We start from the raw sequence: 14,467 nt of genomic DNA, 5'->3' as shown, positions 1-14,467 counted from the left end.
CAGCTATGAGCAAAACAGTTGAAAGTCAAAATAGGTCAGAGTATACTATAGTCAAAGATGGTCAAACAACAGACCATTTTATTTAACATTCATTGGTCAAATAAAGTCAAACTTTATTTTAAGGAGGTCATGGCTATGCGTTGTCAACATTGTCAAGTAAATGAAGCAACTATTCGCCTGAATATGCAAGTAAATTCGTCCCGTAGCCAAATGGTTTTATGTGAAGACTGCTATACCTCTTTGATGGAACAGTCAAAAATGAAAATGGGCCCTAACCTTTTCGGAGGCAGCTCATTCTTCTCTGAGCAAGCAGGACATGCGACGAGCCAAGAGCGTCCTAAACAAAAAGGCTTGCTAGACGAGCTTGGCCGGAACTTAACGGATGGCGCACATGCTGGTTTAATCGATCCTGTCATTGGCCGTGATGAAGAAGTCACAAGAGTCATTGAGATTTTAAATAGAAGAAATAAAAACAATCCTGTCCTCATTGGTGAACCTGGTGTTGGTAAAACGGCCATAGCCGAAGGACTAGCACTAAAAATTGCAAATGGAGATGTACCAAATAAATTAAAGAACAAACAAGTTTATTTATTAGATGTCTCTTCACTTGTGGCAAACACAGGTATACGTGGTCAATTTGAAGAACGGATGAAGCAATTGATCAAAGAATTGCAAAGCCGTAAAAATATCATCTTATTCGTTGATGAAATTCATCTTCTTGTAGGCGCAGGCTCTGCCGAAGGGTCAATGGATGCCGGAAACATTTTGAAACCAGCTCTAGCTCGAGGGGAACTGCAGCTAGTAGGTGCGACAACATTAAAAGAGTATCGTCAGATTGAAAAAGATGCTGCCCTTGAACGCAGGTTCCAACCTGTCATCGTTGATGAGCCAACACAGGATGAAGCATTCGAGATCTTAAAAGGCATTCAGGATAAGTATGAAGCCTATCATGGCGTCACCTATTCTGACGAAGCCATTAAAGCGTGTGTTCAATTATCTTCGCGGTATATTCAAGACCGCCACTTGCCAGATAAAGCCATTGATTTAATGGATGAAGCAGGTTCAAAAGCGAATCTCTCCATTGATGCAGCAAGTGAAGATGAATTAACAAACCGTCTTGCGCAAATTGCCGCTGAAAAACAAGCCGCTTTAAATGAAGAACGCTATGAAAAAGCAGCGAAGCTTCGAGATGAAGAAGAAGCGATTGAAGCGAGATTGCAAAACAAAACAAATGACAAAGAACATGTCGTCACAGCTGAGGACATTCAGTCGATTGTAGAACAAAAAACAGGTATCCCTGTCGGCAAACTACAAGCAGACGAACAAACAAAAATGAAAGAAATTGATGTCCGCTTAAAAGCCCGCGTCATTGGTCAGGAACATGCGGTTGAAAAAGTGGCGAAAGCCGTAAAAAGAAGCAGAGCCGGCTTAAAATCAAAACACAGACCAACTGGCTCCTTCCTATTCGTTGGGCCAACAGGCGTCGGGAAAACCGAATTGTCTAAAACATTAGCGGAAGAATTATTTGGCTCAAAAGAAGCGATCATTCGTTTAGATATGAGTGAATACATGGAGAAACACTCCGTGTCCAAAATCATCGGTTCTCCTCCTGGTTACGTTGGACATGATGAAGCCGGACAGCTCACGGAAAAGGTTCGCAGAAAACCATACAGCATCATTTTGCTTGATGAAATCGAAAAAGCGCACCCTGATGTCCAGCATATGTTCCTTCAAATCATGGAAGATGGCCGTCTAACAGACAGCCAAGGCAGAACCGTCAGCTTTAAAGACACAGTCATCATTATGACAAGTAACGCTGGCAGCACAGATAAAAAAGCAGTCAAAGTCGGATTCCAGTCTGAACAAGAAGAAGCCATCGAAGAACAATCATTGATTGATTCATTGAGCGCTTATTTCAAACCGGAATTCTTGAACCGTTTTGACAGCATCATTCAGTTTGATTCATTAGATAAAGACGATTTAGTCAAAATTGTGGATCTTCTGCTCAAAGATTTGTCAGAGCAGTTAAAAGAACAAAATCTAACTGTTCACGTCACAAACGAAGCGAAAGAAAAAATCGCTGAACTTGGTTATCATCCAGCATTTGGGGCTCGTCCGTTACGAAGAACGATTCAAGAACATGTTGAGGATCAAATGACGGACATCTTGCTTGAAGAAGAACAACTTACTGGATTTACAGTCGATGTTGAACATGACGAAATTGTTGTGAAAAAGAGCTAAGTACATCCTAAGGAGGATCTTCAGCTCCATCATGTTGCAGTGTCTAAATTCCATCTGAGCGCCGACGCTCCCCCGCCTCTTTTCCTTTACGATAAAAGAAAAAGAGGTGGATCACATGGATCACATGATCAATTGGAACTACGATTTGATCAAAATCATACATGAAGAAAAATTAAAAGAATTGCTCTTAGATGAAACAGCTCAAAAAAGATGAAGTTTCCAGATTGTTGACAAAGGGCTAAAATGAACTTGATTTTAGCCCTTTGTCTTCTTTTCAGCGTGATAGAAAACCTTTGCAGTCTAGGAAGGATAGCTACTTGCGCGGAGCGAATTTGGCATTCGTGAGCACCAGAGCGCAGGACTGACAAAGAATGCGAGGGTTTGTCTACACGCTGAAAACTCCCTTTTATATGAGGGAGTTTCTTTTTTTACGGCTTTCAGAAAGCGCTTTCGTCAAAATTTCTTCACATAAACTGTCTTAATTTTATATTCTGACTAAAACCCTTCTAGAAGACACCGATATTAACTATAGAAAAAGATAGTTAAAGGATTTGGTGAGATAATGGACAAAACATCGTTAATTGGTATTATTTTAGCATTTATTGCACTGAGTGTCGGTATGGTTTTGAAAGGTGTGAGTCTAACCGCTCTTATCAACCCGGCGGCTATATTGATCATTGTGGTTGGGACAATTTCAGCTGTTGTTATTGCCTTCCCATCTAGTGAAATTAAGAAAACACCAAAATTATTCGGCAAAATTTTCAAAGATAGCAAGCTTCCAACGATACAAGAAATGATTCCTCTATTTTCAAACTGGGCACAAATTGCTCGTCGTGAAGGTCTTTTGGCATTAGAGGCAAATCTTGAGGAAGTCGATGACGATTTTCTAAAGAACGGCTTAAGCATGGCAGTTGACGGTCAAAGTGCTGAATTTATTCGCGACGTCTTAACAGAAGAAGTCGATGCCATGTCGGAGAGACATCAATCAGGCGCATTAATCTTTACACAAGCTGGTACATACGCTCCGACTCTAGGGGTACTTGGTGCCGTTGTCGGACTTATTGCCGCACTTGCAAACATGGGAGACATTGAAGCACTTGGACATGCGATTAGTGCTGCCTTCGTCGCCACACTGCTTGGGATTTTTACAGGGTATGTGTTGTGGCATCCATTTGCTAACAAGCTGAAGCGTAAATCAAAGGAAGAAGTAAAGCTTCGTCTCATTATGATTGAAGGGATTCTTTCTGTCCTTGAAGGCCAGTCTCCAAAGGTCATTGAGCAAAAACTTCTGATGTACTTACCAGCAAAAGAACGTGCAAATCTTGTCATTGAAGAAGGAGAAAAACAGAATGGCTAGGAAACGTAAAAAACATGATCATGAAGACCATGTAGATGAGTCTTGGCTGATCCCTTACGCCGATCTTCTTACGCTTCTTCTCGCCCTCTTCATTGTGCTGTTTGCATCTAGCTCCATTGATGCGGCAAAATATGAACAGATGGCTAAATCGTTTAATGTTGTCTTTACTGGCGGCACTGGCGTAATGGACCAATCAAGCATGCAGAGCACCGAAGAAACAGAAAACAGCAATCAAACCAAAAAATCAGCAGAAGATGAAGAAGAAGAAGCAAAAGCGAAAGCTCGTGACCAAGCGGTATTAACAAAGGTTAAAAAGCAAGTAGATTCATTCATTGCGGATAAAAAACTTGGTTCTAAGCTTGAAACAAAGCTGACGGATGAAGGTCTGCTTATTACAATTGAAGACAGCATCTTCTTTGATTCTGGGCGAGCGGTGATCCGCTCGCAGGATGTTCCGTTAGCCAAAGAAATATCCAAGCTGCTCGTCATTAACCCTGCTCGTGACATCGTCATTAGCGGACATACAGATAACGTTCCGATTCGGAATTCTGAATTTGAATCCAACTGGTATTTAAGCGCCATTCGTGCGGTCAACTTTTTAAATATTCTCCTTGAAAACAGCAACCTAGACCAAGAGAACTTTAGCACAAAAGGTTACGGTGAATTTAAACCGATTGCCTCTAACGATACCGCAGAAGGCAGAAGTAAAAACAGACGCGTCGAAGTTCTTATTTTGCCAATTGAGAAAAAAGCAAAATAAATAGGAAGCCAGCAGCTTCCTTTCAGATCATGACAAAGGGCTAAAATGATGTTTATTTTAGCCCTTTGTCTTTCTTATGAGCGCGATTGAAAGCGCTTGTCGTTTATCGGTGCGCAGGACTGACACCATATGCGAGGATTAGTCTACATACTAAAAAGGAAGCCAACGGCTTCCTTTTTTATGTGTTTATTCTTTATGATCATATAAATGCTTGGCACGCAGTCCTACATGTTTGAGCATATCGATGCAGGCATCCTTTTCCTCTTCACTAAGCACACTGATCATCTCGTGAATCTCTTTTGCATGATCTGGGAAGATGTCATCAAGTAAAGCTCTTCCCTGCTCCGTAATATGTGCAAATGTCACCCTGCGGTCTTCTGCACAAGCTTTCCGGCTAAGGAGTTCTTTTTTCTCCAATTTATCAACCACATACGTGATGCTTCCGCTTGCGAGTAAGATCTTATCACCTATTTGCTGAAGCGGCTGATCACCTTTATGATACAGCAATTCTAATACAGCAAATTCAGTCGGATTCAGACCATGTTTCACAATATGTTTGTTCATGTGGTGATTAATGGAGCGATAGGCACGTGATAGTACAATAAATAATTTCAAAGATTTCTCAACATTATGATTTTCCATTTTTTATCATCCTTTATGAAATGCAACCCACTAATGTGACATTAATAAACAATAAGTAAAATGTCAACATGTTGATCCATTTTTAGCATGAAAAAGAGACCAGAACGAATCACCTAATTTTTTAAAAATCTCACAAGTCATCGTAATAAAGATAGGTTCAATGCTATAATAAGTCTATTAGGTAATACGTTGGAGCGATGAATCATGAGTATACTGAAAGGGTTTTGGAAGAAGATCAAGCTTTACCTTATTTTGGTCGTGATTCCAACCCTCATCATTAGTTATTTTATCTACGAAAAAGAAACTGAGAAAATTGATGTAAAAAACAAACAAACCGCTACACTTATGTTAAATATTCACAAAAACCAAATGAATTATTTAATCAGTGAAACAGAAGCAAGATTAACTTCCCTTGCCATGGGATTTGACCAGCCGCTTGAAACGAAAAGAGTACAAAACATCCTAGAGAAAATCTATAAACAAGAACCTCGTTTTTCAGGCCTGTATCTCCTAGACCAAAAAGGAAATGTCACAGCCAGCACCACACCATTAAAGGAAAAAATCAACCTGTCATTTAGAGATTACTTTAAACGTATTCAAGTCACAAAACAGACCGTCATCACAGATAACTATGTAAGCCGCATTACTAAGCAGCGGATTCTCTCCATTTGTGTCCCTGTTTTGAATGAAAACGACGAAGTCACGGATGTGCTAGTCGCTGCGATTCAAATTGATTATTTAAGAAATATTATGAATGTATTAAACCCAGAGCTTCATTTTAAGATGCTGAATCAAAATGGAGACGTTGTGTTTACAAGTGGTCCACAGCCAGCATCTGAAAGTGATAGCACCGTGTCTACATATTTAGATGAAAACAGCTGGAAGCTGGAGGTTTTTCCGCAGCGTGCGACAACAAGTGAAGTACTGTCTGTGATGCTATTTCCTTTATCCAGTGCATTTATTCTCTTAAATATCTTATTCACACTCGTCCAATATATCATTTTAAGACGACAAACCCAGCAGGAACGCCACCAAAATGAAGCACAAAAACTTGAACTCATTGGAACACTTGCGGCAAGTACAGCGCATGAAATTCGCAATCCATTAACAGGCATTAGCGGGTTTATTCAACTTTTGCAAAAGAAGTATCGTTCAGAAGAGGATCAGCTTTATTTTTCTGTCATCGAGGAAGAAATTAAACGGATTAACCAAATCGTCAGTGAGTTTCTTGTGCTAGGAAAACCAACGGCTGAAAAGTGGCAAAATAATTCTGTGAAAGAAATTGTGAGTGAGATCATGCCCATTATATTTTCTGAGGCGAACCTTTATAATGTCGAGGTTGATTTGCAAATCAACACCATTCAAGATGTTGGCGTGTATTGCACGAAGGATCACATTAAACAAGTGGTATTGAATGTAGCGAAAAACTCGTTAGAAGCGATGCCAAATGGCGGTCATTTGAAGATTGTCATTGAGGCTGAAAAAGAACAGGTCATCATAAAAGTGAAAGATACAGGTGAAGGTATACCAGAAGAGATGCTGAAACATATCTTCCTCCCTTTTATTACGTCGAAAGAAAAAGGAACAGGTCTTGGGCTTGTTGTGTGTAAACGAATCATTTCGATGTATGGGGGCACAATCGATATCGAGAGCGAAGTGAATAAAGGAACAACCGTGATCATCATGCTCCCTTCTGCACACTAATAGCTGAAGCATTCATCCGGTTTTGCTAATGGCAAGACCGGTTTTTTGATGTCAATAAGAAGGACGATTGACAGAAAGGAGACTCATTTGTGACACAAGATCATGAAAGGAAGCAACAGATTGTTGTTCATGAAAAAGAAGATACTGATACTCATTCATCAGGTTGTCCAGTTCTTGACTATATTTAATTGTCGTCTCACCTGTATAGCCTTCTACTTGAGCAGCTTCTACCATTTGTCTTCTCTTTTCATCAATTGACATTAATAGCTGTTCTTTCCGTACATAAATATTCATGATCTCAGCTCCCGCTATGAATTCGTCTGTCTACGCTCTAAATGATCCGACACCAAAATTATACTTTATTTGTAAATTAAATTAAATATGCTTATTTTATTTAATTTTTTACAGCCTAAAGACCTTTTACCCAATGAATTCTGGGGGTAAACTTCAAAATTGGACAGGACTGACACATTGATTAAACAGAATTTTATCCTATGCAGAAGACCAAAATCAACTATTTTCTCTCTCATTTTATGTCTATTTTCCTAAAAAAAAGCTGATCTTCCGCCTCATGCGAAATGATCAGCTCCCACTATTAAACCGTTTCTTCTTCGTAAATTGGCACCCAGCCCTCAGTTGTGACAAATATGCGAACTGCAACGACTTGACGATCTTCTTGAAGTGTAAAGTAGTGACGAATATTCGGGGGCACAGAAATTAAATCACCTGGATTCAGTCTCACATCAAAAAAGACGCCGTCTTTGCCTTGAATGGCAAAGATTCCATGACCGCTCACGATAAATCTGACTTCATCATCCGTATGATGATGCTCACGTTTAAAGTTTTGAAGCAGTTCATCCAGGTTAGGGGTCGCATCTGATAATGAAATCACATCCTGCGCTTTGTATCCTCTTCGCTCGGAGATACTCTTTATTTCCTCTTGAAACACAGTTAAAATTTCTTCCTTTTCATCATCTGTTAAATCGTACTTTTCTGATAACTGTTTTGGTAGTTTTTCAATATCCCAATGTTCATAAATGACCCCTTGCTGTTCTAAATATGCCTGGACCTCTTGTTCGTTCTCAAGTAACGTGTTCTCTTCATTATGAATGTAAATGGTCGCCATGTGTGTTTCCTCCTTTTTATTTAACAAGCTGCTTTTGATAAAGCGCTACTTTCAAATGATAGGTAAATAAAAATTCATAAGCCTCTAAGACTCGTTTGGCTTCAAATGCGGTTTTCCCCCAAACGGTGATGCCATGATTACGAATGAGTACAGCACCAGCATCGTCCGTCAGGTGCACTGCAAATTGCTCTGCAAGGTGCGGAATATGAGCTGGGTTTTCAATAATAGGAACAGCAACTTCTGCATCCTCTTCCCAATAACCAAGCGCTTTAATGATTTCGTTACCTTTAAAACGAACTTCTCCTTTATCGCCATACAGCTCAGAAATGACATTGTTATCGATCGTGTGGACGTGTAGACAACATCCTGCTTTCGTCCGCTCATAAACGTATGTGTGAAGCAGTGTTTCAGCTGATGGCCTGAGCGGCTCATTCGGATGAACCGGCTGACCTGCTGCATCAACAAGAACAAAATCTTCATCGGTTTCTTTTCGTTTATCTTTGCCGCTTGCCGTCACCAAAAACGTGATGGGATCATCCGACACTTTTATCGATAAATTGCCGCTTGTTCCGTAAAACCAGTCTCTTTGTGCCAATTCACGTTTGACGTCTGCTAGTTCCTTCCAGCGTTTACTCTTCTCGTCTGCCATTCCTTCACTTCCTTTATTTGATCAAATTGCGCTTTTAGATCAACAAATGTTTCATACTCTTTATGTACGAGCCCTAGCTCTTTACATTCGTTCAGTAAATAATCACGCGCAAACGTGAGATCCGCATGTTTCGCTGCCTCAATATCAGTCACTGAATCACCAATCATGATAATAAAATCATCTCCCTGCGTCAGCTCTCGAATAATGGAAGGCTTGCAGCAGCCACAGCCATTTTGGCATTCTGAATCACAGGCATGCGGCCATTCAATTTGAATATGATCTTCTTTAAATGATGCATGGTTACAATAAATATTCTCTTGTTCGACAATCCCTTCAAGGATTGGATAGACAAAAAAGTCCATACCGCCGCTGAGTACATAGAAAGGAATGTCTGCTTTTTTGACATCATCGACAAACTGTTCAAATCCTTCACGAATCTCTGTATCCTCTAAAATAAATGACCGAATGGCTTCTTTCTGATCACTCGTCAGTAACTGAAACATCTGCCCGACGCCTTCTTGGATCGTGATCTCTTTTGCTAGAACACCATCCTTCCATTTCGTCCATTCTTTCGGAGCAAACTGCTTCATGATGCGAATGATATTATCATTTTTCGTAATCGTGCCATCAAAATCACAACATACAATTGGTTTTTTCATTTATTCTGCTACCCTTCCCCAAAGATCAAGTGCTGCTTGTAAGTCTTGACAAGTTGATGCTTTTTCTTCGATAGACTCTTTTTTGACCACCGCATCAATGATCGAACGAAAGGCTTTCCCTCCTCCAATTGCTCCCCGCGGATGTCCGTGAATTCCCCCGCCTGCATTAATGACATGATCAAGTCCAAAATCTTTGATTAAGATCGGCACCATTCCCGGGTGAATGCCTGCTGAAGGGACAGGAAATGTTTGTTGAACTGTATCCTCTTTCACACATTCTTCGAAAATGCCAATGGCATCTTTTTTCGGAAGGGCGACTGATCCATAAGGAGAGGGAAAAAGACTTAAATCAGCACCAGCATATCGATTTAATTTGCCTAAAAGAAGAGAATGCGAGAATCCATAGTCTGGAGATGATGTCATTGCACCGCTCACTGCCGGATGTGCCATGATCGGCAATGGGATCTCTGGATCTTCAGCCAAGCTTTGCATGACATCAAGTCCATAGGCAAAAACATTGAATAAAAGCGCATCAGCCCCGAGTTCGGCTGCCTTTCTTGCTCGATCTTTCAAATCAAAAGTTCTACCAGTTAAATTAACAGCATAAAGCGTGCGATGTCCTGTCTCTTCATATGTTTCTTTTAATATCTTTTTTCCTTCCTTGATTCGATCTTCAAAAGGGGCTAATGGGCTTTCAAATAAAATCTCATCATCTTTGATGAAGTCTACTCCACCTAAAGCCTGTAAGCGGAGCTGTTCTTTTAAATCCTCCATATCACGGCCGATCACGCCTTTAAATATACTCATCAATAGTGGCCGATCAAACACGCCTACTTTCTTTCGTATCCCCTCAATGCCAAATACCGGTCCTGGCAGACAGCTTTTAAACCTTTCCGAAAATTCGATATCGACGAGCTTTACTTTCCCATCCAGTGAAAGCTTTCCAAAAATCGTCGTCAACACCGCTATTATATCAGCTGAAAAGTTCGCCTCAGGATAAGCAATGGTCACCTCTGTTTGATACAGACCACCATTTGCGGGAGACTGTTCTTTTACGCTCACCACACGGCCTTTATGTTTTTTCAGCTGCTCCTTTTTGAGCTGCGGCAAGTCCGTCCATGACCCGACCGTTAACCCAAGTGCGATCTGCTCTGCTTTTCGGTCTATTTGTTCATCCTCTCGATGTGTTAGTACGTATGTTGCCAGTAGTTCACTCACTAGGAATCCCCTTTCGATTGCGTCCTGTATATGGTCAATAAAAAACCTCTTTAAGTGCTTGATCAGCGCGTTAAAGAGGTTTCGTCTCATTCATCCGAATCTTATCTCTCAGCGCTTGCTGCAAGAATTAGCACCGTGCTTCATGGAAGTCGGTTGCCGGGCTTCATTGGGCTAGTCCCTCTGCCTACTCTTGATAAGAATATTCAATTTTCTTAAATATTGCCTGAATTATCGCACCATTTTTTTACGTTGTCAATGGCTTTTTTTCAAATAACTGCAAGGCAGCGATACGATCAGCTGCTTCCTTTAGCCGCTCCTCACTTGTTAAAAGTCCGACTCTGACGTAGCCTTCACCGTGAGCACCAAAGCCATTCCCGGGTGCCACAACAACATGTGCTTTTTCTAATAATACATCAGAAAAAGTTTCAGATGTATACCCTTCAGGCACCTTTAACCAAGCAAAAAACGAGCCCTTTGGCGCACTGACGTCCCAGCCAATCTCTTTGCATGCAGCAATCCAAGTGTTTCGTCTTTTTTCGTACCGATCATTTTGTACTTGTACGCACGTTTGATCGCTTAAAAGTGCTTCTGCTGCTGCATCTTGAGTTGCTTTAAACAGTGACACAAACAGGTGATCCTGATAAAGCTCAATGGCTTCGATAACAGAGGCATTCCCTGCTGCAAAACCGACTCTCCAACCAGCCATATTATACGTTTTGGACAATGTATAGATTTCAATACCTGTCTCTTTTGCTCCGTCTATTTGCAGGAAACTAAGGGGCTTTTCGCCGTCAAATCCTATGCCGCCATATGCAAAATCATGGACTACACACATCTTATTTTCATTCGCAAACGCAACAGTATCTTCAAAAAATGTCCGGGTTGCAGTCGCACCAGTCGGATTATTTGGGTAATTTAAGTACATCAATTTTGCTTGATTCTTATCCTGCTCTGACAATTGGTGGTAGTCAGGTAAAAAATCATTTTGTTCAAGAAGAGGCATTGTGACCATGCGAGCTCCGGCAAGCACAGCGCCTGACCAGTAATCAGGATATCCTGGATCTGGAACAAGCAGCGTATCACCTGGATTCAGCAAACATTGCGGCAATTCGACTAGTCCCGCTTTCCCTCCAAATAAGATGGCAATCTCTGTCTTTGGGTCAAGCGTGACGCCATATTCTCTTTCATAAAAAGCAGCTGCAGCTTTTTTTAGTTTCGCTGTCCCGCGGAATGAGGAGTATTGATGATTTTCAGGTTTTGCTACCGCTTCCTGCATCGCTTTCACAATATGTGGAGGAGTGGGCTGATCAGGATTTCCTTGACCTAAATTAATCACATCTGCCCCTTCCTGCACTTTTTTCTGTACTTTTTGTACAAGCGACGCAAAAAATTGTTTCGGTAAATGTTTCAATACATCCGATTGTTGGAATTCCATTTTTTCACCTTCTATTCAAGTTACGTGACAATACAATCACTGTAATGGATTGTTTTATGAATTGTAAAGCAATTTTGAAAAAAGATTGACATGTGAACTGCAGCTCTGATAATATCTAGAATTAAGAAATGCAAGCAGACATGAAACAATTACATATTGATTTCTCTTATCGAGAGTTGGGCGAGGGATTTGGCCTTTTGACCCCAACAGCAACCGACCGTTAATACCACTGTGAAGTGGGGCGCAGCAAGTACAGCGCCAAGACAATTGTCTTATAGGGCACGGTGCTAATTCCATCAGACGTATGTGCTGAGAGATAAGAGAGGCTTCGAGCATACACGCCATCAAGCCTCTTTCTCTCAGGAGAAAGAGGCTTTTTTATATGATTTGGAGGGGAAACAATTGGTTACACTTACGGCATCATATGAAGAATTAACAGAAAGTTCGGCAGTTGCACTTGCCATTAGACTCGGATTGATTCAGGAGAGCAGTCATTTGACCTGTACTGAAATTGGCGACGGAAATTTAAATTACGTCTTTCATATTTATGATCACAAACAAGCAAAAGGACTGATTATCAAGCAGGCCCTTCCTTACGCAAAAGTCGTTGGAGAAAGCTGGCCGCTGACATTAGATCGTGCAAGAATTGAAAGTGCAGCACTCATCAAGCAATCAGAGTATGCACCACATCTCGTACCAACCGTCTATTATTCGGATACAGCTCTTGCTGTCACAGCAATGGAAGATCTATCACACCTTGAAATCGTCAGAAAAGGGCTAATTGCCGGAAAACATTATCCGTATTTATCAGATCATGTCGGAGAATTTTTAGGCAAAACACTATTTTACACGTCTGACTTTGCCACAAATCCTAAAATCAAAAAACAATTCGTGAAGCAGTTTACGAACCCTGATCTTTGTGACATTACAGAAAAACTCGTCTTCACAGATCCTTTCTTTGACAGCGAAACGAATGACTTCGAAGAGGAATTAAGAGAAGAAGCACAAGCACTATGGGCTGATCTTGAACTGCAAGCAAAAGCAGCCGAATTGAAACGGATCTTCTTAACCTCTGCTGAAACACTGGTACATGGAGATCTTCATACAGGCAGTATTTTTGCAAACGAAACGGAAACGAAAATCATTGATCCAGAGTTCGCTTTTTACGGTCCTTTCGGATTCGATATCGGTCACTTTATTGCCAATCTGTTCATAAATGCTTTATCTCATGAGAATGAGCAGGATCAGCAGCACCTTTTTGATCATGTCGTCAATGTGTGGACAACATTCAAAGAAGTGTTCACAAAAGCATGGAAAGAAGACAGTATTGAAGCGTTTAGTGTATCGGACAGCTTTTTAGAAACAACGTTTGACCGTATTTTAAAAGAAGCCACCGGCTTTGCTGGCTGTGAGCTTGTTCGCCGAACCATCGGTCTTGCGCATGCGGCTGATCTCGATGCGATTCCATCACATTCTAGAAGGCTTCAGCAGAAAAAAGCAGCACTTACACTAGGAAAAACATTCATCAAACAATATCAAGCAGTGGAAACAGCGTCTGACCTCGTCGCATTATTCCAGCAAACTGTAAAGGAGTGACGAGTTTTGTCTAAAGAATTTGAAGTTCCCCGTTCCGTCGAATGGGAAGAAAACCGTATCAACATTTTGAATCAGCAAAAATTACCCGCTGAAACCGTGTTTGAGCATTTATATACAAAAGAAGATGTGTATGATGCCATTGTGACACTAAAAGTACGCGGAGCACCTGCTATTGGCATTACAGCGGCTTTTGGGCTCGCACTCAGTGCACAAGAGATTGATACAGAAGACATTGATCTCTTTAAGCGAGAAGTCGCTCGCCTGAAAGAATATTTAAACAGTGCTCGTCCAACCGCTGTGAATCTTGCCTGGGCATTAGACCGGCTTTATCAGCGCATTGAGCGTGCTGCTTCGGTGAATGCAGCCAAAACTGATCTTGTCCATGAAGCCATTCAAATTCAAATCGAAGATGAAGAAACATGCCGGCAAATCGGTCAAAATGCTCTTCAGCTCTTTAAATCTGGTGATCGAATTATGACCATTTGCAACGCAGGCTCCATTGCCACAAGCCGGTACGGAACAGCGCTTGCACCCTTTTATTTAGCAAAAAAGAAAAACCTCGATCTTCACATTTACGCATGTGAAACACGTCCTGTCCTTCAAGGCGCTCGTCTGACGACATGGGAATTGATGCAGGGTGGCGTAGATGTGACGCTTATCACGGATAATATGGCAGCCCATACGATGAAAGAAAAACAAATTTCTGCCGTTATTGTTGGTGCAGATCGAATCGCTAGAAACGGTGATACAGCAAATAAAATTGGAACGTTAAGTCTGGCTATTTTAGCTAAACACTTTCAAATTCCATTTTTTGTGGCTGCGCCTCTTTCGACCTTTGATGTGTCAACTCAGGATGGGTCAGATATTCCGATTGAAGAACGCGACCCACAGGAAGTAAAGGAATTAAACGGCATCCAAATTGCGCCTCCTGACGTGCAGGTATTTAACCCTGCCTTTGATGTCACTCCTCATCATCTCATTTCCGGGATCATTACAGAAAAAGGCATTATCACTTCCAACTATACAGAAGAGATTGATGCACTATTCACCGAAAGCGTGTCACTTTAATCAAACAAAAGC

Annotated in this window: 13 protein-coding genes and 2 riboswitches; of the genes, 6 read left to right on the top strand and 7 right to left on the bottom strand. The window is 41.1% G+C overall.

Features of this window, described 5'->3' with window-relative positions:
* Nucleotides 1-135: 135 nt before the first annotated feature.
* From NSQ17_RS06795 to motB, 3 genes are all read left to right on the top strand, one after another.
* Nucleotides 136-2,241 (top strand): ATP-dependent Clp protease ATP-binding subunit, encoded by a 2,106-nt coding sequence (locus NSQ17_RS06795; RefSeq protein WP_045035131.1) that lies wholly within the window; start codon nt 136-138, stop codon nt 2,239-2,241.
* Nucleotides 2,242-2,803: 562 nt separating this feature from the next.
* A complete protein-coding gene (gene motA, locus NSQ17_RS06790) occupies nt 2,804-3,598 on the top strand; it encodes a flagellar motor stator protein MotA (RefSeq protein WP_008346088.1) in 795 nt (264 codons plus the stop codon).
* The gene (gene motB, locus NSQ17_RS06785; protein WP_024719648.1) at nt 3,591-4,358 is read left to right on the top strand and encodes a flagellar motor protein MotB; all 768 of its coding nucleotides are present in this window, start codon (nt 3,591-3,593) and stop codon (nt 4,356-4,358) included. The genes motA and motB overlap by 8 nt, the downstream gene beginning before the upstream one ends.
* A 186-nt stretch (nt 4,359-4,544) precedes the next feature.
* On the opposite strand, the gene NSQ17_RS06780 is transcribed toward motB, so the two are convergent.
* Nucleotides 4,545-5,000, bottom strand: coding sequence for a MarR family transcriptional regulator (locus NSQ17_RS06780; protein ID WP_003211701.1), 456 nt, complete (start codon nt 4,998-5,000; stop codon nt 4,545-4,547).
* A gap of 204 nt (nt 5,001-5,204) precedes the next feature.
* Between NSQ17_RS06780 and NSQ17_RS06775 the strand changes: the two genes are divergently transcribed.
* On the top strand, nt 5,205-6,704 hold the full coding sequence (locus tag NSQ17_RS06775; RefSeq protein WP_342467971.1) for an ATP-binding protein: 1,500 nt from the start codon (nt 5,205-5,207) through the stop codon (nt 6,702-6,704).
* A 51-nt stretch (nt 6,705-6,755) separates the two neighbouring features.
* Here the strand turns inward: NSQ17_RS06775 and NSQ17_RS06770 are convergent, their stop codons facing one another.
* The 6 genes from NSQ17_RS06770 to NSQ17_RS06745 all read right to left on the bottom strand — a co-directional run bounded on the left by NSQ17_RS06770 (nt 6,756) and on the right by NSQ17_RS06745 (nt 11,791).
* Nucleotides 6,756-6,998, bottom strand: a complete 243-nt coding sequence (locus NSQ17_RS06770; protein WP_008346101.1) for an aspartyl-phosphate phosphatase Spo0E family protein — start codon at nt 6,996-6,998, stop codon at nt 6,756-6,758.
* Nucleotides 6,999-7,299: 301 nt separating this feature from the next.
* Complete coding sequence (locus NSQ17_RS06765) at nt 7,300-7,830, bottom strand: cupin domain-containing protein (protein ID WP_024719646.1); 531 nt, start codon at nt 7,828-7,830, stop codon at nt 7,300-7,302.
* A 16-nt stretch (nt 7,831-7,846) separates the two neighbouring features.
* On the bottom strand, nt 7,847-8,479 hold the full coding sequence (locus NSQ17_RS06760; protein ID WP_045034965.1) for a methylthioribulose 1-phosphate dehydratase: 633 nt from the start codon (nt 8,477-8,479) through the stop codon (nt 7,847-7,849).
* Nucleotides 8,443-9,138: a 2-hydroxy-3-keto-5-methylthiopentenyl-1-phosphate phosphatase gene (locus NSQ17_RS06755; RefSeq protein WP_342467970.1), complete on the bottom strand. Its 696-nt coding sequence runs from the start codon at nt 9,136-9,138 to the stop codon at nt 8,443-8,445. Before NSQ17_RS06755 ends, NSQ17_RS06760 begins: the two co-directional genes overlap by 37 nt.
* Complete coding sequence (gene mtnW / locus NSQ17_RS06750; protein ID WP_342467969.1) at nt 9,139-10,356, bottom strand: 2,3-diketo-5-methylthiopentyl-1-phosphate enolase; 1,218 nt, start codon at nt 10,354-10,356, stop codon at nt 9,139-9,141.
* A gap of 98 nt (nt 10,357-10,454) precedes the next feature.
* Nucleotides 10,455-10,556: riboswitch (SAM riboswitch) on the bottom strand.
* A 44-nt stretch (nt 10,557-10,600) separates the two neighbouring features.
* Entirely contained in the window at nt 10,601-11,791 is a 1,191-nt protein-coding gene (locus NSQ17_RS06745) for a pyridoxal phosphate-dependent aminotransferase (RefSeq protein ID WP_268361423.1), read from the bottom strand.
* A gap of 163 nt (nt 11,792-11,954) precedes the next feature.
* Nucleotides 11,955-12,114: riboswitch (SAM riboswitch) on the top strand.
* A gap of 79 nt (nt 12,115-12,193) precedes the next feature.
* On the opposite strand from NSQ17_RS06745, the gene mtnK reads away from it, so the two are divergent.
* Both mtnK and mtnA read left to right on the top strand, forming a co-directional pair.
* Nucleotides 12,194-13,387, top strand: coding sequence for an S-methyl-5-thioribose kinase (gene mtnK / locus NSQ17_RS06740; protein WP_110487286.1), 1,194 nt, complete (start codon nt 12,194-12,196; stop codon nt 13,385-13,387).
* Between the two features lie 6 nt (nt 13,388-13,393).
* On the top strand, nt 13,394-14,455 hold the full coding sequence (mtnA, locus tag NSQ17_RS06735) for an S-methyl-5-thioribose-1-phosphate isomerase (protein ID WP_017367119.1): 1,062 nt from the start codon (nt 13,394-13,396) through the stop codon (nt 14,453-14,455).
* Nucleotides 14,456-14,467 lie beyond the last annotated feature (12 nt).

Origin of the sequence: Bacillus sp. FSL W8-0629 (genome assembly GCF_038593225.1) — a bacterium.
In the GTDB taxonomy this organism is placed as follows: Bacteria; Bacillota; Bacilli; order Bacillales; family Bacillaceae; genus Bacillus; species Bacillus altitudinis.
This window is presented reverse-complemented; position numbering and strand designations above follow the sequence as displayed.

Excerpts from the sequence above, each read along its gene's own strand:
- NSQ17_RS06770 (WP_008346101.1), bottom strand. The coding sequence starts at position 6,998 with ATGAATATTTATGTACGGAAAGAACAGCTATTAATGTCAATTGATGAA.
- NSQ17_RS06780 (WP_003211701.1), bottom strand. The coding sequence starts at position 5,000 with ATGGAAAATCATAATGTTGAGAAATCTTTGAAATTATTTATTGTACTA.
- NSQ17_RS06765 (WP_024719646.1), bottom strand. The coding sequence starts at position 7,830 with ATGGCGACCATTTACATTCATAATGAAGAGAACACGTTACTTGAGAAC.
- NSQ17_RS06775 (WP_342467971.1), top strand. The coding sequence starts at position 5,205 with ATGAGTATACTGAAAGGGTTTTGGAAGAAGATCAAGCTTTACCTTATT.
- motA (WP_008346088.1), top strand. The coding sequence starts at position 2,804 with ATGGACAAAACATCGTTAATTGGTATTATTTTAGCATTTATTGCACTG.
- NSQ17_RS06760 (WP_045034965.1), bottom strand. The coding sequence starts at position 8,479 with ATGGCAGACGAGAAGAGTAAACGCTGGAAGGAACTAGCAGACGTCAAA.
- NSQ17_RS06745 (WP_268361423.1), bottom strand. The coding sequence starts at position 11,791 with ATGGAATTCCAACAATCGGATGTATTGAAACATTTACCGAAACAATTT.
- NSQ17_RS06755 (WP_342467970.1), bottom strand. The coding sequence starts at position 9,138 with ATGAAAAAACCAATTGTATGTTGTGATTTTGATGGCACGATTACGAAA.
- motB (WP_024719648.1), top strand. The coding sequence starts at position 3,591 with ATGGCTAGGAAACGTAAAAAACATGATCATGAAGACCATGTAGATGAG.
- NSQ17_RS06795 (WP_045035131.1), top strand. The coding sequence starts at position 136 with ATGCGTTGTCAACATTGTCAAGTAAATGAAGCAACTATTCGCCTGAAT.